General features: G+C 70.8%; 18 protein-coding genes. 8 read left to right on the top strand and 10 right to left on the bottom strand.

Going from position 1 to position 17,621, the window contains the following annotated elements; translation table 11 throughout:
- Positions 1–73 precede the first annotated feature (73 nt).
- The 5 genes from ABE488_RS03400 (at position 74) to ABE488_RS03380 (ending at position 5,786) form a co-directional block, all read left to right on the top strand.
- Positions 74–346 carry a YcgL domain-containing protein gene (locus tag ABE488_RS03400; protein WP_346444255.1) on the top strand — a complete coding sequence of 91 codons (273 nt, stop codon included), beginning with the start codon at positions 74–76 and terminating at the stop codon, positions 344–346.
- Positions 339–3,620, top strand: coding sequence for an ankyrin repeat domain-containing protein (locus ABE488_RS03395; protein ID WP_346447171.1), 3,282 nt, complete (start codon positions 339–341; stop codon positions 3,618–3,620). The genes ABE488_RS03400 and ABE488_RS03395 overlap by 8 nt, the downstream gene beginning before the upstream one ends.
- 99 nt (positions 3,621–3,719) lie before the next feature.
- On the top strand, positions 3,720–4,571 hold the full coding sequence (locus ABE488_RS03390; protein ID WP_346446063.1) for a TonB family protein: 852 nt from the start codon (positions 3,720–3,722) through the stop codon (positions 4,569–4,571).
- 113 nt (positions 4,572–4,684) lie between these two features.
- Positions 4,685–5,086, top strand: a complete 402-nt coding sequence (locus ABE488_RS03385; protein WP_346444258.1) for an MbcA/ParS/Xre antitoxin family protein — start codon at positions 4,685–4,687, stop codon at positions 5,084–5,086.
- Between the two features lie 49 nt (positions 5,087–5,135).
- Positions 5,136–5,786: an RES family NAD+ phosphorylase gene (locus tag ABE488_RS03380; protein WP_346447170.1), complete on the top strand. Its 651-nt coding sequence runs from the start codon at positions 5,136–5,138 to the stop codon at positions 5,784–5,786.
- Between the two features lie 89 nt (positions 5,787–5,875).
- On the opposite strand, the gene ABE488_RS03375 is transcribed toward ABE488_RS03380, so the two are convergent.
- Complete coding sequence (locus ABE488_RS03375) at positions 5,876–6,289, bottom strand: hypothetical protein (RefSeq protein WP_346444260.1); 414 nt, start codon at positions 6,287–6,289, stop codon at positions 5,876–5,878.
- 101 nt (positions 6,290–6,390) lie between these two features.
- On the opposite strand from ABE488_RS03375, the gene ABE488_RS03370 reads away from it, so the two are divergent.
- Positions 6,391–6,933: a DUF924 family protein gene (locus ABE488_RS03370; RefSeq protein WP_346444261.1), complete on the top strand. Its 543-nt coding sequence runs from the start codon at positions 6,391–6,393 to the stop codon at positions 6,931–6,933.
- A gap of 21 nt (positions 6,934–6,954) precedes the next feature.
- Here ABE488_RS03370 and cls read toward each other — a convergent pair whose 3' ends face one another.
- From cls to ABE488_RS03325, 9 genes are all read right to left on the bottom strand, one after another.
- The gene (cls, locus tag ABE488_RS03365; RefSeq protein ID WP_346444262.1) at positions 6,955–8,376 is read right to left on the bottom strand and encodes a cardiolipin synthase; all 1,422 of its coding nucleotides are present in this window, start codon (positions 8,374–8,376) and stop codon (positions 6,955–6,957) included.
- Between the two features lie 243 nt (positions 8,377–8,619).
- Positions 8,620–8,784, bottom strand: a complete 165-nt coding sequence (rpmG, locus tag ABE488_RS03360) for a 50S ribosomal protein L33 (RefSeq protein WP_183424779.1) — start codon at positions 8,782–8,784, stop codon at positions 8,620–8,622.
- 13 nt (positions 8,785–8,797) lie between these two features.
- Positions 8,798–9,034: a 50S ribosomal protein L28 gene (gene rpmB, locus ABE488_RS03355; RefSeq protein ID WP_047137660.1), complete on the bottom strand. Its 237-nt coding sequence runs from the start codon at positions 9,032–9,034 to the stop codon at positions 8,798–8,800.
- Positions 9,035–9,348: 314 nt separating this feature from the next.
- On the bottom strand, positions 9,349–9,963 hold the full coding sequence (locus ABE488_RS03350) for a DUF2894 domain-containing protein (protein WP_346447169.1): 615 nt from the start codon (positions 9,961–9,963) through the stop codon (positions 9,349–9,351).
- Entirely contained in the window at positions 9,953–10,591 is a 639-nt protein-coding gene (locus tag ABE488_RS03345) for an OmpA family protein (protein WP_346444264.1), read from the bottom strand. Before ABE488_RS03345 ends, ABE488_RS03350 begins: the two co-directional genes overlap by 11 nt.
- Positions 10,588–12,939, bottom strand: a complete 2,352-nt coding sequence (locus ABE488_RS03340) for a DUF802 domain-containing protein (RefSeq protein ID WP_346447168.1) — start codon at positions 12,937–12,939, stop codon at positions 10,588–10,590. The genes ABE488_RS03345 and ABE488_RS03340 overlap by 4 nt, the downstream gene beginning before the upstream one ends.
- A 13-nt stretch (positions 12,940–12,952) precedes the next feature.
- The gene (locus ABE488_RS03335; protein WP_346447167.1) at positions 12,953–13,666 is read right to left on the bottom strand and encodes a DUF3348 domain-containing protein; all 714 of its coding nucleotides are present in this window, start codon (positions 13,664–13,666) and stop codon (positions 12,953–12,955) included.
- 325 nt (positions 13,667–13,991) lie between these two features.
- Positions 13,992–14,255, bottom strand: coding sequence for a helix-turn-helix transcriptional regulator (locus ABE488_RS03330; protein WP_346444268.1), 264 nt, complete (start codon positions 14,253–14,255; stop codon positions 13,992–13,994).
- A gap of 181 nt (positions 14,256–14,436) precedes the next feature.
- On the bottom strand, positions 14,437–14,919 hold the full coding sequence (locus ABE488_RS03325; RefSeq protein ID WP_346447166.1) for an H-NS histone family protein: 483 nt from the start codon (positions 14,917–14,919) through the stop codon (positions 14,437–14,439).
- A gap of 196 nt (positions 14,920–15,115) precedes the next feature.
- Between ABE488_RS03325 and ABE488_RS03320 the strand changes: the two genes are divergently transcribed.
- Positions 15,116–15,700, top strand: coding sequence for a TorF family putative porin (locus ABE488_RS03320; RefSeq protein ID WP_346447165.1), 585 nt, complete (start codon positions 15,116–15,118; stop codon positions 15,698–15,700).
- 151 nt (positions 15,701–15,851) lie between these two features.
- Positions 15,852–17,621 (top strand): potassium-transporting ATPase subunit KdpA, encoded by a 1,770-nt coding sequence (locus ABE488_RS03315; RefSeq protein WP_346447164.1) that lies wholly within the window; start codon positions 15,852–15,854, stop codon positions 17,619–17,621.

Genomic DNA, 17,621 nt, shown 5'->3' with positions numbered 1-17,621 from the left:
CGACGCAGGCCACGCGATACCCAAGGCGGTCCTTTTGCCGCACAATTCGGCGCATATCGCCGATTCTGCGCACATGCACGCCTACGTTTACAAAAGTCAGCGCAAGGCGGACACCTACGTGTACCTCGCCACCAGGGACGCGTTCGACGTCCTGCCCGATCCGCTGCGCGCCGAGCTCGGCGCGCTGGTGTTCGTACTCGAGGTGGCGCTGACGTCCGAGCGTCGGCTTGCCCGCGAAAACCCGGCGCAGGTGCGCGGCAACCTGCAGTCGCAGGGCTTCCACCTGCAGATGCCGCCACGCTCGGTGGCCGATCCGCTGACCGATGACTGGAGCGGAGATGCCTGAGCACTTGCGTCGCCACGCGCCAACGGCCCCGCCGCGACGGTTTTTGATCGCGCTGGCCGTGGCGCTCGGACTGGCCGCGTGCACGCTGCTGGGTGGCGTGCCGGCGGCGATTGCCGGCGTGCTGGCGCAGCCGGCCTTCGCGCTGGCCGCGCGCGCGCGTGGCGGCACCGATGGTTCGCCCTGGCCGGATGTCCGTGCGCTGGCGATCGTCTGGGCGAGCGCGGCCGCGGCCGGCGCGCTGCTCGCGGCCTGGCCGTTGGCCGCGCTGCGCCGCGGCGGCGATCTGGGGGGTGCGCTCGGGCTGAGCGTCGCGGTCGGCCTGGTGATGGTCGGCGTCTGGCGGACCTGGCCGTTGTGGCACGCGATCGAACGCGACGGCGGCGACCTGCGCGCGCACTGGCGGGCGCTGGCCGACCAGGACATCGGCGCCGCGCGTGGGATCGCGGTCGCCGCTGCGGTGACTGCGGCGCTCGCGATCGCACTTGCACCGGCCTGGCTGCCGACGCTGGCGCCGGGTGTGCGGGTCGGCCTGGCCGTGGCCGCTGCGCTGGCGTGGTGGCTGTTGCACGTCGGCCTGCAGCGGCTCGCTCCGCCGCAGGCGCTGCCGATGCCGGTGGTGGACATGCCCGGCGACCCGGCCGCCGCGCTGTTCGACGAGCCGGTCGACGCCGATCCCGAAGTGGCGCTGTATGCCGCGGCGCGCGCGGGCCGGGTCGAGCGCGCGTTGGCGTTGATCGAGGCTGGCGCCGACGTGCGCGCGTTACCTTCGCCCGAGACGCGGGACCAGCGCAGCCTTGCCGTGCTGGCGGCGGTGTTGCCGGATCTGCGGCTGCTGCGCGAACTCATTGCGCGCGGCGTCGACGTCAACGCCGCGCATGCCGGCATGACCCCGTTGCTGGCGGCCACGCGGGACAGCTGGCATGGCCGCCCCGATGCGGTGATGACCCTGCTCGCCAATGGCGCCGATCCACGCGTGACCGACCATGAGGGCAATACGCCGCTGCACCTGGCCGCGCGCAGTTCCGACCCGGGCGTGGTCGCCCTGTTGCGCGATGCGTCAGCCGAGCTCGACGTCACCAACCACGAGGCGCTGACCCCGCTCGGCGTGGCCTGCGCCGCGGGCAACTGGCGGTTGGCGAAATTCCTGCTTGAGCACGGCGCCCGGCCCGAAGTCGAAGGCGCCACGCCGGCACTGCTGGCAGCGTCGGGCGGGGACGAGGACGATGCGGCCGGCGTGCAGTTGCTGATCCGCCACAAGGGCCGGGTCGATGCGCGCGATCGCCAACGTCGCAGCGCGCTGCACGTGGCTGCCTCGCACGGCCACGTCGAGATCCTAGCGGCCCTGCTGGCGGCCGGCGCCGACGTGCGTGCGCGCGACAACGATGGCCGCACGCCGCTGCTCGATGCCGCACGCGGTGGCAGCCTGGCCGCGCTCGACGCGCTGCTTGCCGCGGACGCGGACGTTGCGGCGGTCGACATCGCCGGGCGCAACGCGATCATGCTCGCCTGCGCGGCCGAGCCTGCGTCGCCGGCGCTGGTCCAGCGCCTGCTCGCGCTGGGCGTCCCGGCCGATGTGGTCGACGGCGACGGCAAGCGCGCCGTCGACCGTGCAGCCGAGGCCGGGCGCTGGTCGCTGGTCCGTCTGCTCGATTCCAGCTATCCGCTGCCGGTCAATCTCGACATGGACGGCGACGACACCGCCGGCGACCGTGCGCCGCTGTTGCTGTTGCGCGCCGGGCTGAGCGAAGGCCGGCAGGCGCAACTGGGCGACCTGTTGCGGCTGGTCGGTCCCGCCGAACTGGGCAGTCTGCTGGCCGACCCGGCGTCGCCGCCGTCGCTCGAGCAGGTGGAGTGGCTGCTTGCCCATGGCGCCGACCCCAACGTGCGCGATGCGGACGGCCGGACACCTCTGACCGCGCTGCTCGCCCGCGCGCCGGACGCACTGCCGGTGCTGCAGGCATTGCTGCGCCATGGCGCGTCGCCTGCCGGTGCGGGCGGCCTGGCGGCCTATCTGGCCGCCTGCGTCGAGGGCGACCATGCGGCGCGCGCGTTCGAAGGGTTGTCGCTGGAGCTACTGGCGCGCGGCGCCGATCCGTTCGCCGCGTCGCCGCAGGGCGATCCGCCGCTGGCGCTGGCCGTCCGGCTGGGATGGCCGCGGCTGGTCGAGCGCCTGGCCGGATTGGGTGTCGATCCCGATGCGCGCGATTCTCGCGGCATGACCGCCTTGCATCTGGCGGCGGCGCTCGGCCGCGAGGGCGCGCTCAAGGCGCTGGTGCGGCATGGCGCATCGCCGTCGGCGCGGGCCGCCGATGGACAGACGCCGCTGGGCGTCGCGCTGTCGGCCGGCCGGCGCGACCTCGCCGATTGGCTGGACTGGCAGGGCTGGGCGCTCCCGCGTCGCGCGCTCGCGGCCACCGATCTACCGCAGGCGGCCTCGGCCGGCGACGCCGAGGCCGTCCGCCGGCTGCTCGATCTTGGCTTCGATATCGACACGCCCGACGCGCAGGCCTGCACCGCGCTGCTGCGCGCGGCCGGGGGCGGGCATCTGGCGGTCGTCGACCTGTTGCTCGCGCGCGGTGCCGACACGACCTGCGCGGCAAGCTCAGGTGCGACGGCGCTGTCGGCGGCGGTCAGCATGCGCCATGCCGCGGTCGTCGATCGTCTGCTCGCCGCCGGGGCGCCGCTCGACCAGCGCCTGCCCGGCGAGGTCAGCGTGCTGATGCTGGCCGCCGCGCTCGGCCTGCCGGACCTGGCCGAGCGCCTGCTCACGGCCGGCGCCGACATCCACGCCACCGATGCCCAGGGATTGACGCCGCTGCATTGCGGGGCGCTGTATGGCTTCACCTCGCGCGATCGCACGCGCCTGCTGGCGCTGTTCGACACGCTGCTGCTGGCCGGTGCCCAGATCGACGCGCCGGCGGCCGGTGGGGTGACGCCGTTGTTGCTGCTGCTCGGTGCGCGCGCCGAACCCGGCACCGCGTGCGACGAGGATGTCGTGCTGGCGGCGATGGAACACCTGCTCGATGAGGGCGTGTCGCTTGACGCGCAAGACCCGCGCGGTTTCGGGCCGCTGCACCTGACCGGCCTGCACGGGCAACTGCGCCTGGCCCGGCGCCTGCTGCGCGCCGGGGCCGATCCGGACCTGCGCGACACGCTCAATCGCACGCCGCGGGAGATCGCGGTGATGCGTGGCTTCGTCGACGTCGCGGCGGAGTTCACGCCGGTGTCGGCACAGGACGGCGTGTCGATGGCGCGATTCCTGCGCGAGCGCTGAGCCGCGTTCGAAGGTATCTGCGTTGCGCCCGCCTGTTCAGGGGGGCATGATGGCCGCCCATCAATGCAGGACGCAATCATGGTTCGCAGGCGTGTCGTTGTGCTGCTCGCGCTGTTGGCGCTGTGTCTGCCGCCGGTGTTCGCGCAGAACGCGCGCCAGATCCGCAGCGAGGTCGAGGCCAGCATGCTGGTGACCGGGACCGTCGACATCGAACGCGATGGCCGGGTGTCGGCCCATGCGATCGATCAGGAGGACAAGCTGCCCGCGCACGTTGTGAACTTGCTGCGGCGTTTCGTGCCTGAGATGCGGTTCGAACCGGTGCTCGTCGATGGCGTGCCCGTGCCGGCGCGCGCGAAGATGGGGCTGCGCGTGGTCGCGACCCCTGCGGGCGAGGACCATATGACGATCGCGATTCGCAGTGCGCACTTCGGCGATGAGGCGTCGGCCGACAACCCCGACTCCGCCAGGGTCCGATCGGTCGAAATGCGGCCCCCTCGCTATCCCCGACAAAGCGTGATGATGGGCGGCCAAGGCACGGTCTACCTGCTTGTGCAGGTGGTACCGAACGGCGGTGTAGGCGAAGTTGCGGCCGAGCAGGTCAACCTGACCGCGCTGGGCACTGTACGTCAGATGGCGACTGTCCGCGAAGCATTGACCAAGGCGGCGCTCGCGGCCGCAAAGGACTGGCGCTTCTTGCCGCCGGATGACGGCAAAGTGCCCGAAAGCGGTTACTGGATCGTTCGCGTGCCGGTCGATTTTGCGCTCACCATGGGGAATCAGCCGCCGGCAGTGCCGGCCTACGGCCAGTGGAGCGCCTACCATCCCGGCCCACGCAGCAGCCCGGCCTGGGCGTTGCCCGATCCGCCGGGCTTCAGTCCGGACACGCTTGTCGCGGGCACCGCCCATTCCACAGAGTCGCGCTTCCGGCTGCTGACGCCGCTGGAGGGCTGACCGAGGGCGCCACCGTGAACCGCGCGGGCGCCGGCGTCGGCACGCGGTTGCATCGAGTCCCATTCGGGACTATAACAGGCATCAAGTCCCATTCATGGACTTGGAGGCCTGCCATGCACGTCAACGAAGCGCCGCTGATCCCGTCGACCCGTCGCGATCTCGCCGGTCCGGCCCTCAAGGCGTTCTTCAACATCGCCGAGCGCTGGGGGCTGAGCGCCGATCAGGAACGGCGGCTGCTCGGCAACCCCGGGCGGTCGACCTATTTCCGCTGGAAGCGCGACCGCGCAGGCGCCGTCTCGGGCGACGTGCTGGAGCGGATCAGCTATCTGCTCGGCATCTACAAGGCGCTGCACATCCTGTTCCCCGACGACGCGCAGGCCGATGCTTGGGTGCATCGGGCCAACACCGCGCCGCCGTTCGGCGGCACGTCGGCGCTGGAGCGGATGCTCGGCGGCCACGTCGCTGACCTGTACGTGGTCCGCGAGTATCTCGATGCCCAGCGCGGCTGGAACTGAGGCGACGCCTCCGCTCCGCCCGATCGCGTGGCGGCCGAGCCATCGCATCGTGTCCAGCCGGTTTCCGCCGGTCGGCGTCTTCGACGCGATCGCCGACCCCCAGGACCTCGAGGCGCTGTTCGAGCTCGAGGGCATGACCAATCCGAGGCTGCGCCAGGAACTGGGCAGGATCCAGCTGGTGCCGCCAGGGCGTCGGATCGCCGGTCCCGGGACCACCGCGATCATGGCCGCCTTCACCCATCCCAACCGCGACGGCTCGCGCTTCGCGGACGGAACGTTCGGCGTCTACTACGCCGCCCGCGACCGCGATACCGCGATCGCCGAGACCGTCTATCACCGCAGCCGCTTCCTGCGGCACACGCGCGAGCCGCCCTGTGTGCTGCAGTTGCGCAGCTATCTGGCGGACGTAGCCGGCGACTTCCACGACATCCGCGGTGGCTGGCCGGCCCTGCACGATCCCGATCACTACGGCGCCAGCCAGCGTGCGGCCGTCGCACTGCGCGCGGCCGGCAGTGAGGGCATCGTCTACGACAGCGTGCGGCGGCCGGGTGGCCAGTGCATCGCCGCGTTCCATCCCGACCTGGTCTCGCCGGCGCGCCAGGGCCCGCATCTGCACTATCACTGGGACGGCGAGGCGATCACCCACGTCGCGATCGGCACCGAACTGCTCGCGCTCGGGCCTGCCCGACCGGGTCGCTAGGCAGAGACGTGCCGACGGCCGTTGGTCGGCAGCGACGCACAAAAAAGCCCGGCACACGCCGGGCTTCTTCGTCTCGCATGGCGCGTGGCTCACTCGGCGGCGGGCCGGCGCACGACGTAGATCAGGTCGTCCTTGTACGCCTTGGCCAGGTCGGCCTTGGAGATCGAGATGCGCTCGCTGTCGTCGAACACGACGGTCGACGGGTCCTTGATGTCCGAGCGGGCGCGGTCGCGGGTGCCCAGGGCGGCGTTCTCGGTCACCACGACCACGCCGTCGTCCTCGACCGCCACCACTTTCATCAGGCCGTAGGCCGGGTCGATCGCAGTCTGCTTGTCGTCGGTGAACTCGTAGTCGGAGAAGGCGCTGAGCTCGGCGGCGTACAGATCGCCAACGGCCGGCGCCTGCAGCAGGGCCTGATCGGCCTCGCCGCGCTGGCAGGCCGACAGCAGGAAGGCCGCGGACAAGACGAGAAGCGCGGGCAACAGGCGGAACATGCGACGCATGGCGGTATCCATCAATGAGAGAGGGCGAAAGTATAGGTCGGGGCCCGTGATGTTGGCAGCGTTTTGCGCCTTTTCGCGCCCGGCCGCGTTAGGCTCGCCCCATGGATACGATGACTCCCGAGATAGTGACCGCGTTCTGGCGCGAGGCTGGTATGGCGAAGTGGTTCGGTGGTGGCGAGGCCTTCGACCGCGACTGCGAGCGCCGCTTCCGCGACGCCCATTTTGCCGCTGCCCGCCGCGAGCTCGACCACTGGGCCAAGACCGCCGAGGGCGGGCTGGCGCTGCTGATCCTGCTCGACCAGATTCCCCGCAACATCTTCCGCGGCAGCGCGCACGCCTTCGCGACCGACGCCCTGGCCCGCCACCACGCGCAGGCGATGGTGGACGCCGGCCTCGATCGCGAACATGACGATGCGCTGCGTGGCTTCGTGTACTTGCCGTTCGAACACGCCGAGGATCTCGCCGACCAGCAGCGATCGGTGGAGTTGTTCGCCGATGTCGGGATCGCGACCTACCGCGAGTATGCGCAGGCGCATCTGGACGTCATCGCGCGCTTCGGCCGCTTCCCGCACCGCAACCACGTCCTGGGCCGCACCAATACGCCCGAGGAGCAGGCTTGGCTCGATGCCGGCGGCGGGTTCTAGGGCGCACGCGCCGCGCAGTCGTTACAGGAACGAGTCGGCCAGTCGGGCGATCCCTTCCAGGCTGCGACGCCAGGCCGGGCGCCGTTGCCAGTCCTCCAGCGTCACCGGGGTGGCGTCGGCCAGGTAGCCGGCCTCGATCGCGCGCATGCGCGTCACCACGTCGCGGTCGTAGACCAGCAGGCCGATCTCGGCGTTGAGCGCGAACGAGCGGATGTCGAGATTGATCGAGCCGACCAGTGCCATCTCGTCGTCGATACTCATGTGCTTGGCGTGCAGGAAGTGCGGCCGGTACAGCGCGATCCGGATGCCGCTTTCGAGCAGTTCGCCGTAGTACGAGGCCTGCGCCCAGGCGGTCAGCCGCTGGTTGTTGCTGGCCGAGAGGATCAGTTGCACCTCCACGCCCGACAGTGCAGCGATACGCAGAGCGCTGAGCGTGGCATCGTCGGGCACGAAGTAGGGCGTGGTCAGCACCAGCCGGCGCCGGGCCAGGTGGATCAGCGCGTTGACGGTATCGCGCGCGTTCTCGAATGGATAGGCCGGCCCGCTGGGCAGCAGCTGCGCGGCGACATCGGCATCGGGCAGTGCGGTGGTCGGGGCGACCGCGAGCCGCTCACCGGTCTCGATGAACCAGTCGCTGGCGAAGACCGCCTCCAGGTGCGCCAGCGCCGGGCCCTGCACGCGCGCGACCAGTTCGCGGTTGGGGGCACTGACGATGAAGTCCGCATCGGCCAGGTTCTGCGAGCCGACATAGGCCGCGGTGTCGTCGATCACCGCGACCTTGCGGTGATTGCGCAGGTCCATGCGTCCGCTGCGGCGCCACTGCAGCCCGCCGGGCAGCATCGCGTGGACCTGCACCCCGGCCGCGAGCAGCCGGCGCGCATAGCGGCGCAGGCCACGCTTGGCGCCGACCGCATCGAGCAGCAGCCGGCAGGTCACCCCGCGTGCGGCCGCGCGTTCGAGCGCTTCGGTCACCGCCTCGCCGGTGCCGTCGTCGAACATCAGGTAATAGAGCAGATGGACGCGGGTGCGCGCGCCGTCGATATCGGCCAGCAAGGCTTGCAGTGCACCGTCGTAGTCGTCGATCAGTTGCACCGCATTGCCATGTGTGGGCATGAAATCGCCCAGCCGTTCGAGCAGCGGCGCCATCTCGGCCGAGGCGCCGGCATCGGGCGGTGTCCAGCGCAGGTCGGCCAGCGGCAGTTGCTCTTCGCGGATCACCTGCGAGGCCTGGCGCTGTCGCGCGATGCGGTCGCGCGAGAGCCAGGGATGGCCGAACAGCAGGTACAGCGGCAGGCCGGCCAGCGGGACGAAGCCGATCAACAGCAGCCAGCTGCGCGCCGCCGCCGGACGGGTGCGCGAGGGAATCCACAGCAGGGCGACGATCCGGATCGTCCAGTCGGCGATCAGAATCGCCAGTCCGAGGTTCAGGGCATGCCAGTCCATCGGACGATTGTGCAGGGCGCGGCGTGCTCACGGCGCAGATCTGGGCTCGGATGCACGCCAAGGTCGGGCGCATGGAGGCGTTGAACGGATCGGCTTGGACGGACTTAGCGCTTGTACGCCCTGGGCCACCGCCATCGGGCATGCGCCCCGAAACGCAGAAAGCCCGCCTTGCGGCGGGCTTTCCAGGCCCCGCGGATGCGGGGGTGACACGACGGCGTTCGCGTAGGCGAACGCGCGGTCAGGTCACTTGATCTTGCCTTCCTTGTAGACCACGTGCTTGCGGACGACGGGATCGTACTTCTTGATCTCCATCTTGCCGGGGGTGTTCTTCTTGTTCTTGTCCGTCGTGTAGAAGTGGCCGGTGTTGGCCGAGGAAATCAGACGGATCTTGTCGCGCTTGCCTGCCATGTTGCGTTACTCCTCAGATCTTCTCGCCGCGGGCACGGAGCTCGGCGAGGACGGCGTCGATACCGTTCTTGTCGATGGTGCGCAGGGCCTTGGTGGACACACGCAGCTTCACCCAGCGGTTTTCGCTGGCGACCCAGAACCGGCGCTCGTGCAGGTTCGGGAGGAAACGGCGGCGGGTACGGTTGAGCGCGTGCGAGACGTTGTTGCCGGTCGTCGTGCGCTTGCCGGTGACTTGGCAGACTCGGGACATGGTGCACCTCGATAATGGGAAGTCCGACGGTGAGTCGGGCTCCTGCGGAAAGGATGTTCCGCGAACGGTATCGCCCTTGGCCAGGGAGATGGCGGCCCCGACGGCAAGGCCATCGCGCGGTACGGGAGTCGAAACCTCTCGTGGCACCGCCGCCGGGAAGACCGCGCTTCCCCGGGCGGGTCGGGACCATGTCGCCATGATCCGGACGCAACGAGCCGGCCATATTGCCGCAACCGACCCTGCGATGCAAGGCGGGTGAAGACGAGCGTAATGCGGAAGGCGCCGCCTGGCGTGCGGGCGCGTGAGGGCGTGCTTCAGCCGCCCTCGCCCTGCCGCCGGCGCGACTTCGACCGGGCGCGCGGCTTGCCCGCCGGTGTCGGCGCCGCTGTCTGGCCCGGCAGGGCACCGGCCTCCTGCAACTGCGCCAGGCCCGACAGCGTGTCCACGTAGGCCAGGAAATGTTGCAGGTAGTCGGGCGAGACCTGGCGCATCAGGGTCAGCGAGCGGTGCACCAGACGGGCCGAGTTCAGCGGGCCGGCGTCGTCGGACGTCTTCGCCAGCGAACGTCGCACCTGGCTGCCGATGCGCACCGCCGACCACAGCCGCCGGAACGTATCGAGCGCGGGCAGCTCGGGGTAGCGCGTGGCATCGGGTCCGGCGCACATCGCGCGCGTCAGCGCGCCCAGCGGACCGGGCGCCGTCGGCTCGGGCGCGGCGGCCTTGGGCGCTGGGTCCACGCGCTCGGCCCATGCGCCCGCCCGCCGCAGCAGCGCCTCGCGCGGCGCCCCGTGCAGGCGCGAGGCGCGTTGCAGCAGCGCCGCCACCGTCTGCACACGCAGCGGTTGGTGCCGGTCCAGACCCTGCGCGCGCCAGGCGTCGAGCCGGGCGTGCAGCGCCGCGGGATCGGGCAGGGGGGGCTCAGCGGCCATCGCGCGCGGCCGGGTTGCGCGGTACCGGGGCCATCTCGACCCGGCGGTTGCGTGCGCGGCCCTCGGCGTCGGCGTTCGAGGCCACCGGCTGCTGCGCGCCGAAGGCGGCGGCGAACACCGAATCGGCCGGCACGCCGTCGCCGACCAGCGCGCGGGTCACGGTCAGCGCGCGCTGCGCCGACAGGTCCCAGTTGTCGGCGAAGTGCACGCGGTCGCGCAGTGCACGGTCGTCGGTGAAGCCGCTGACCATCAGGATCTCGTCGCGTGAGGCCAGGTACTCCGCCAGCGGGCCGGCCAGGCTGCGAAGCAGGTCGCGGCCCTCGGGCTGCAACTGGTCGGAAGCATCTGCGAACAGCACGCTGCCACGGATGCCGATGCGGCCGTCGACCAGCGTGATGCGCCCTGCCGCAAGCGGTGCGGCCAGGGCCTGCTCCAGCGTTTGCAGGCGCTGCTGCTCGGCCTGGCGTTGCGCGATCTCGGCGTCGAGCTTCATCTCCAACTGCAACTGCACGCCGATCACGCCGACCAGGATCAGCACGAACGCGCCGAGCAGCACCGACATCAGGTCGCCGAATGCGGCCCAGACGGGGGCTGCGCTCGATTCGTCGCCGTCGAGCTCCAGGCTCATGCCGCGCCGGCCTGGCGGCCGCCCAGTTGTTGCAGCTCCTCGACGATCTGCCGCTGCGCCAGCACGCTCAGGTCCACGACCTCACGTGCCTGGGCGACGTAGTAGGCCAACTGCTCGTCGCTGCGCGCCAGGGCCTTCTCCAGCGTGTCCTCGATCCGCGCCAGGCGCTCGGCCAGTTGCGCGTTGGCCTCGCCGAACACCTGCGCGGCGGCGCCGAAGGCCTCACCCAGGCTGGCGACTTCGGCCGCGCCGACGGTCACCTGGTCGGCGACCGCACCTAGCTTGCCGGTTTCGGCCTCGACGTGGTCGGTGAAGCGGGTGCCCACGCGCTCGAGCAGGTCGGCCGAGGTCGACACCAGTGCGTCGATCGCCGCCCGCTGCTCGGTCGAGGCATGGTTGACCGCGCCCAACAGCGTATCGAGCGTGGACAGCATCTGGGTGCGTTCTTCCAGCATCGCGGTGTCGCGGGCCATGCTGTCGGACAGCGACTGGCGCAGTTCGGCGATCACTTCGGCCGCGGCCCGCGGGGCCTGCGAGGCGGTGTCGATCAGGCGCGAGATCTCGGCGATCGTCTGGCCGGCTTGCTCACGGGTCTGCGCGGTGATGGTGTCGGCGGTGGCCGCCAGCGTGTCGCAGATGGTTTGCTGCTGGCGGGCGGTCTCGGCGCCCGCCTGCGCCCAGTCCTCACGCAGCGCGCCGGCCAGTGCGGCCAGGCTGTCGGTCCAGGCGGCCAGCCGTGCGCGGTCCTGCTCGGCAAGCGCGGACTGCAACGCGCCGTGCGACGCATCGACGCGCTCAAGCAAGGCGGCCGAATGGCGCTCGAACGCCGCCGCGGCCGTGGTCAGGGCCTGCTCGTGGCGGTCGGCCTGCGCATCGTGTGCGTCGGTCTGCTGCGCCAATGTCTGGCGCCACCCGTCGGCGATCTGGCCGGTGGTTGCCTCCAGTCGCGTCGCGACGCCGTCCACGAGCGTCGTCGTGCGCTGCTCGAAGGTCTCGCCGACACCTGCCAGCGTCTCGCGCAGATCGTTCACCAGCGCGGCCTGGGCGGCCTGTTGGCCGGCGAGCGCCTGCTGCCAGCGCTCGGTGACCTCGGCTGTCGAGGCCGCCAGACCGGCGGTGACCGCCTGCAACTGGCGATCCACGCCGTCAGCGACGGTGCCGTGCAGCGTCGCGGCCTGCGCGGCGGTGGCATCGAGGCGCGCGACGACCGCGTCGAGCAGCCCGCTGGCGCGTTGCTCGAAGCTGGCGTTGAACCCCGCCAGTGCTGCCTGCAACTCGCCGGTCAGGGCTGCACTGGCCGCCTGCTGGCCGTCGAGCGCCTGGTCCCAGCGTGCGGCCACGGCGTGCGTCGAGGCCTCGAAGCCCTGCGTCAACGCCTGCAACTGGCGGTCCACGGCTTCGGCCACTCGCGCCTGCAGCGCCGTGGTTTCGCGGGCCAGCGCCGCCATCGTGGTCTCGAACACCGGCTGCAGCGCCGCGGTGGCGGCCTGCGCGCTCTGCGCCACGCTGGTCTGCAGCGAGCGCTCCACCGAGGCGGCGAGCTGGGTGTACACGGTCTCGGTGCGGGCGTGGAACGCGGCCTGCTGCGCCGCCTGGCGTTCGTCCGTCGCGCCGGCCTGCTGCTCGATCGTCGCCATCATCGCCTGCAGCCGGTCGACCAGCGCCGGCATCGTGTCGACCTGGCGCTGCAGCAGGCGCAGGGTTTCCTCGTGCCGGTAGGCGTGGGAATGCGGGCGCAGCGTCGTCGCGATCGCGGCGTCGAGTCCGTGCACGATCGTGGACCGCTCGCGGCGGACCAGGGCCGATGCCAGGCCCAGCATCGCCGAACTCGCGATTCCCGCGATCGATGTGCCGAACGCAAAGCCCAGCCCCTTGACCGGCGCGGCCAGCGAATCGCGGATCGCCTGCAGGTCGGTCGCGGTCTCCAGCGCCAGCCCGGTGCCGCGCAGCATCGCCATCATGCCCAGCAAGGTGCCGAGCATGCCCAGCAGCACCAGCATGCCGACCAGATATGGGGTGAGCGCAGGGGTCGGCAGCGCAGTCCGCGCGCCTTCGACCCGCAGGCGCACGGCCGCGCGCAGCGACGGGTCCAGCCGGTCGAGCCAGTCGCCCAGCGACGGCGGCGTGGTCGACAGCCCAGCGACGGCGTCGGCCAGCGTCCCTGTCGCGCGGCGGTAACGCCACAGTTCGAGCGCGCCGGCCGCGTAGCACACGCCAATCAGCAGCGTCACCGCGAGCGCCAAGGGGTTGGTGCCGATGTAGCCCAGCGCGATCCAGGCGATCGCGGCCAGGCCCAGCGCGAACGCCAAGGCGGGAAGAAGGGAGAGCGCGCGAGTACGTGAGGACATGGACATGACTGCGTCAGGGGGCACGAAGCGCGGCGAGCAGCGCTTCCACCGGTTGGAAACGGACATCCAGTTCGGCGCTCAGTACGCCCTGCATGTCCCTGCGAAAACCATCGAGCCAGGGGCCGTGCGCCGTGGCCTGGGAGTCGGCCGCGGCCGCGCGCAGCCGCTCGAAATGCGCTTCGAGCAGCATCGGCACCGCGCCCAGCAACGCGGATTCGCGCGGGGCCAGCGCGCCTTCCATGACCGCATCCACCTCGGCCAGCCGCGCCGCCTGCGCCGAGCGCTGGGCCAGCGCTTCGCGCAGTTCCCCGCGCAGTCGCCCGGTGGCGGCCTGCATCGCGCGCTGTAGCGTCAGGCAGCGCTGGCGCAGCGGTGCGAAATCGGGTGCAGCGTCGCTGGCGGTGTCGCCCGGATCGGCATGGTCTGATGGCGTGACGGACTGCGGCGTCGCCAGTTCGGGCGCACTGGCGATGGCCTGCGCCAGCGTCGCGCGGACCCGCGCGCAGGCGGCGGTCGGGTCGTGCGCGCTGGGCGTGGCCGGCGTGTCCGCCGCCGCCGGCCGTGCGTCGAGCACCTTCGACAGCGCCACCGCCCGCGTCCAGTCGATCCACTCGCTCAGCCGATCGGCCGGCACCAACGCCGCCCGCGCCGCCTCGGCGTCGGTCAGGCGGGCCAGCAGCCGGACGAACGTCGGACCCTGGAGGGCGGGGCGGGGCGAGTAATCCACGGAGAGGCGCGCAAAAGACGGCGATTTTACAGGCCCCGGCGGCGCAGGGGTCGGCTCGACGGCGCCCGCCCGCCGCGTCGAAAGCCCCGGTTGTGCTTCGGCGGGCGGTTGGGCCTCGCGGTGTGCAGTCGGGTGGGCAGCGCTCCGGGCTGGCCGACTGGAAGGGCGTGCCGGGCGATGTCCGGAGCGAATGGCCCGGACGTTACGGCCAGGTCGCGTGCAATGTTTGCCTGCGCCACTACCGCGACTGGATCGAAGCAATGACCGCCACGAGGCGGTCGACTGGGGCGCTGGCTGCAGGCGCCGCCCAGGCAGTGCGCCTGCCTCAGCGCCGCGCCTCCGGGGCGCGCGTCGCCTTGTCGAACTTCCTGACGAAGGCCACCAGGTCCTGGCCGCAGGCCTGGCAGTACTCCTGCAGTTGCAGCAGATCGAGCCGGCGCACGCCCCGCTCGACATCGCTGACGTAGGACTGCGACCGTTCCAGCTGCCCGGCCAACTGGGCCTGCTTGAGTCCGGCCTTGTCGCGCATCTCGATCAGCAGGGCCAGCAGGAGCTTGTACTCGGGCTTGTGGATCGACTTGCCGGGCATCCGGATGTCCTCGTTGGAAGTGGCAGTACCGTATATCCGGAATCCCGGTATCCGGAAACGGGATGGTGCGTCAGGACCGCCTGGTCTTCGGTCGCCCCCTCGCTTCGGTACGCGCCACGTGTCCATGCCTCGAGGCGCGCGGCCCGACGGCAGCGGGTGGCTTGCCCGTCGCGCGTGCGCGTCAGGCCTGCTTGAACACCGTCCGCTGGCCGATCGGGGCGCTTTTCTTCGCGGTCGGACGGGCGAGCCCCGGGATCAGGAAATCCGCAGCGCTCTGGCCGCGCTTGGTCTTCTCGGCCAGCCAGCGCGGCATGCGGCCACGGCCCGACCAGGTATTGCGCCGGTTGTCCGGGTCGCGGTACTTGACGGCGGCCTTGGCGCGCTTGCGCTTTCTGGCAGGCGTCCGGGCACTGTGCGGTGCGGACGGTATGCCGACGAGTTCCTCGATCGCATAGCCCTGGGAGGCGGCGAAGGCGATCAGGTCCTGGCGCACGGCGGCCAACGGTCGTCGGCTGGCCAGCACTGCCCTGCGTTTCTCGGCTGCGGCCAGCAGGGCATCGAGCTCGCGCACGCCGAGCGCATCGATATCAATCTTCATGCTGCCAGCGTCGGGCCGAGCCGGTGATGTGTCAAGCAAAGATCGGTACGGGATGTCGATGGTCACGCTGTGTGGATGCGCGGTGCGCGCGAGGCGGCGCGAATGTACACAAGCAGACTCGGTCTCCCGCACTCGGCAGGCAAGCGGCGAGGCGGATTTACGACGAATTTACGATGACACCCGTCTGGCCGCATGGAGACTTTATGGCCTCCGGACCGAGACTGCGCGGCATCGGCGGCGCCTGTCCGCCAGGACCGATGCCATGGATCGTCGTGCTGTCACCCCGCGCCGGGTTGCCCTGTCGCTTGCTTTGCTGGTGTCGTCGGTCGGCAGTGTTGCGGCCACCGAGCTGTCGGGCAGTGCAACGCTGACCAGCGATTATGTCTGGCGCGGCACCAGCCAGAGCGACGAGGGGCCGGCCGTGCAGGCCGGCATCAAGTTCGCCGGCATGCACGGGTTCTATGCCCAGGCTTGGGGCTCTGACGTACGTTTCGCGCCGCAGACGGCTGCCTCACACGAGCTCGACCTCGTGGCCGGCTGGGCCGGTCCGCTGTCGGACGCGTTCGCGCTCGATGCCGCGCTCACGCATTACCGCTATCCCGGTGCCGCGGTCGATCTGGACTGGACGGAGTTCGGCGCCACGCTGACCTGGCGCACGCGCGCCTGGCTGCAATTGGCGCATGCGTCCGATGCGTTGGCCAGCGGCGCGCCGGGCACCTATGCACAGGTGGGCATGCGGATCCCCGTCGACGACCGTCTCTGGTTCGAGATTGCGGTCGGTCGCTACTGGCTGCATGCGGCCAGCGGCGCCAACGATTACACGCACGTCCAGGCGGGCGTGGTGTGAACGCTCGCCCCGCCGCTGGCGTTGCGACTGACGATGCACAACACCAGTGCGTCGGTCCAGCGTGCGTTCGGCGGATGGGCCGGGTCGCGAATGGAGGCGGCGCTGCAAGCGTCGTTCTGAACATGCTTCTTCATCGCTACGGATGCGCGTCATGATCGAATTTCTGGTTGCCCTCGCCCTGGCTGCCGTGCTGGCGTGGCCGCTTGGGCGCTATCTCGCGGCGGTGATGCGCGGCGGGCCAGCGCCGGGCGATCGGGTGTTCGCGCGCTTGGAACGGCCGTTGTACCGGCTGCTCGGCGTCGACCCTTCGGTCGGTATGGGCTGGAAGGCGTATGCAGCTGCATTCCTGGCCAGCAACGCGGTGCTGCTCGCACTCGCGACCGCGGTGTTGATGGTGCAGGCGTGGCTGCCGCTCAACCCCAACGGCGCGCCGAACATGCGCTGGGACCTGGCGCTGCATACGGCGATGTCGTTCCTGACCAACACCAACCAGCAGCATTACGCCGGTCAGGCGCAGCTCTCGCACCTGGCGCAGATGACGGCGATCGTCGGGCTGCAGGTGGTGACGCCGATGATGGGGCTGGCGCTGGTCGTGGCGACCTTGCGCGGGTTGTTCGGTGGACGCCTTGCGATGCAGACCGAGAACGGCGCGCAATCAGCGCCCCCCGTTGTTGCGGCTTTGCCCGGCGATGCGCGTGATCGAACGGCCGCGCACATCGACATCGGCAACTACTGGGCCGACGTCGTCCGCCCGATGGTGCGTGTCATGTTGCCGCTGTGTCTGCTGTGGTCGCTGCTGCTGACGGCACAGGGCGTGCCCTCGACGCTGGCAGGTGGACCCGAGGCGACGCCTCTCGACGCGAGCGCGGAAATGACCCGCCAGAAGATTCCGCTCGGCCCGGTGTCGGCGATGGTTGCGGCCAAGCAGCTGGGCAGCAATGGCGGCGGCTGGTACGGGCCCAACAGCGCTGCGCCGCTGGAGAATCCGACGCCGCTGTCCAACCTGCTGGAGATGCTGGCGATCGTATTGCTGCCGGTGTCGGTCGTGACGATGGTCGGTGCGTTCACCGGCCGGCGCCGGTTCGCCGGACTGGTGTTCGCATGCATGCTGGCGATGTCGTTGCTGTCGGGAGGCGCAGCGCTCTGGGCCGAGCGTCATGGGCCGGTTCCGGTCGAGGCGGCGCTGATGGAAGGCAAGGAAGTGCGCTTTGGCGTCGACGCCTCGGCGGCATGGGCGGCGCTGACCACGCAGGTCAACAACGGCTCGGTGAACATGATGCACGACTCGGCGGCGCCGCTGACCGGGCTGGTGGCGATGGGCAACATGCTGGTCAATGCGATCTGGGGCGGCATTGGCTGCGGCCTGCAGCAGTTCCTGGTCTACCTGCTGCTGGCGGTGTTTGTGGCCGGGTTGATGACCGGCCGCACGCCGGAGCTGTTCGGCCGCAAGATCGAGGCGCCGGAGGTGCGCCTGCTGGCGGTCCTGGTACTGCTGCAACCCGTGGTGCTGCTGGGCCTGACCGCGACGACACTGGCGATGCCGTCGCTGGCAGGCACCTCCAACCCGGGCGCGCACGGCATCGGTCAGGTGTTCTACGAGTACGCATCTGCGTTTGCCAACAATGGTTCGGGCTTCGAAGGCCTGGCCGATGCGTCGCTGTGGTGGAACCTGACGACGACCGCGGCGCTCGCGCTCGGCCGCTATCCGGCGCTGGTGATCCCGCTGGTCATCGCCGCGCTGCTCGCAGCCAAGCGCGCGGCACCTGAGAGCGTCGGCACGCTGCGGATCGAGACGCCGACGTTCGGGCTGACGCTACTGGCGATCGTCGCCGTACTCACGCTTCTCCAATTCATGCCGGTGCTGGTGCTCGGGCCGGTGGCCGAGCATCTGGCACTGGCCGCGGCCCATACGGGGACTTGA

Origin of the sequence: Luteimonas sp. TWI662 (genome assembly GCF_039673825.1) — a bacterium.
Classification (GTDB): Bacteria; Pseudomonadota; Gammaproteobacteria; order Xanthomonadales; family Xanthomonadaceae; genus Luteimonas.
This window is presented reverse-complemented; position numbering and strand designations above follow the sequence as displayed.

Coding starts and splice junctions, on each gene's coding strand:
- ABE488_RS03350 (WP_346447169.1), bottom strand. CDS start 9,963: ATGGCCGCTGAGCCCCCCCTGCCCGATCCCGCGGCGCTGCACGCCCGG.
- ABE488_RS03385 (WP_346444258.1), top strand. CDS start 4,685: ATGCACGTCAACGAAGCGCCGCTGATCCCGTCGACCCGTCGCGATCTC.
- ABE488_RS03395 (WP_346447171.1), top strand. CDS start 339: ATGCCTGAGCACTTGCGTCGCCACGCGCCAACGGCCCCGCCGCGACGG.
- rpmB (WP_047137660.1), bottom strand. CDS start 9,034: ATGTCCCGAGTCTGCCAAGTCACCGGCAAGCGCACGACGACCGGCAAC.
- rpmG (WP_183424779.1), bottom strand. CDS start 8,784: ATGGCAGGCAAGCGCGACAAGATCCGTCTGATTTCCTCGGCCAACACC.
- ABE488_RS03315 (WP_346447164.1), top strand. CDS start 15,852: ATGATCGAATTTCTGGTTGCCCTCGCCCTGGCTGCCGTGCTGGCGTGG.
- cls (WP_346444262.1), bottom strand. CDS start 8,376: ATGGACTGGCATGCCCTGAACCTCGGACTGGCGATTCTGATCGCCGAC.
- ABE488_RS03370 (WP_346444261.1), top strand. CDS start 6,391: ATGGATACGATGACTCCCGAGATAGTGACCGCGTTCTGGCGCGAGGCT.
- ABE488_RS03400 (WP_346444255.1), top strand. CDS start 74: ATGCACGCCTACGTTTACAAAAGTCAGCGCAAGGCGGACACCTACGTG.
- ABE488_RS03320 (WP_346447165.1), top strand. CDS start 15,116: ATGGATCGTCGTGCTGTCACCCCGCGCCGGGTTGCCCTGTCGCTTGCT.
- ABE488_RS03330 (WP_346444268.1), bottom strand. CDS start 14,255: ATGCCCGGCAAGTCGATCCACAAGCCCGAGTACAAGCTCCTGCTGGCC.
- ABE488_RS03345 (WP_346444264.1), bottom strand. CDS start 10,591: ATGAGCCTGGAGCTCGACGGCGACGAATCGAGCGCAGCCCCCGTCTGG.
- ABE488_RS03340 (WP_346447168.1), bottom strand. CDS start 12,939: ATGTCCTCACGTACTCGCGCGCTCTCCCTTCTTCCCGCCTTGGCGTTC.
- ABE488_RS03375 (WP_346444260.1), bottom strand. CDS start 6,289: ATGCGTCGCATGTTCCGCCTGTTGCCCGCGCTTCTCGTCTTGTCCGCG.